Annotated in this window: 1 protein-coding gene; it reads right to left on the bottom strand. The window is 51.5% G+C overall.

What is annotated here, in order from left to right; all coding sequences use genetic code 11:
- On the bottom strand, positions 1–917 hold a 917-nt coding region (locus QJ48_RS34675; protein ID WP_157261871.1), incomplete at both ends, for a DUF4855 domain-containing protein.

Consider the following 917-nt stretch of genomic DNA (forward strand, 5'->3'; position numbering starts at 1 on the left):
TTGTTTCATGGCTGCTGCGCTGGTGGACACTTCAACCACATAAGAGGTTTTTCGGGATTTACCCGCCGTAATCACGGTAACGATCAGCTCATGCTTCCCAAGCTTGCCTGCCAGATTCATGACGGTTCCTGCCGTGTAAGGCTTGCCGTCAAACGTAGCAGTGACCTTCGTCAGCCCGCTGCCGTCATTGCTTTTCCATGTAAACTGAACAGGCTGCGTATCCGGCACGAGGGCTTTGCTTTGAATCGTTTTCCCGTTCATTTGCACTTCGGCTTCCGGAGCGACGGCCGTGTTTTTGACATACGTTCCTTTGACGAATTGATACAGCCAGTCATACATGATACGGTTGGTCGGATCGGCGCTCACTGCCGTATTATATACGGCATTGTTGCCTTGATAATACGCTTTGAAGCCTTCCTGCATCAAGCCGGTTTTTACACCGCTGTTCAAATAATCGATATACCGGTCGCGGAAGACGCTATCCGTCAGCATGCGATCGTCGAACTCCAGCTCGTTGGACATCCCGTACCGCTTGGCTGTGTTTGCGGCATCCTCCAGACGGTCATAGCCCATTTCCTCGAAGAAATAGTTTGGCTGGAAATTGACAGCATCAATGCCGACTTCCTTCCACATAAAGCTTTTGTAAGCCAGGAAATGCGGAATCCAGAAAAATTTCAGGCCCATGTTATGAACCTTGGCACTCGTCGAACGAAGCAAATCCGGTCCTTTCGCGCTGGTGCTGATCTGCTCTTCCAGCCAGTACATGCCGACAAGCTCCAGGTGGGAGTACTGAGCCGCTTCCCACTTTTGCTTCACTTGATCGAGCCACCATTGGATCGCTTTTTCCCGGTTGGCGAACGCCTTCGCTTCTCCGACCGTCGAAGCGTTAAAACTTAAAGCTTCCCCGTTCACCACGC

The sequence above is a fragment of the Paenibacillus sp. A3 genome (genome assembly GCF_001399685.1).
Classification (GTDB): Bacteria; Bacillota; Bacilli; order Paenibacillales; family NBRC-103111; genus Paenibacillus_G.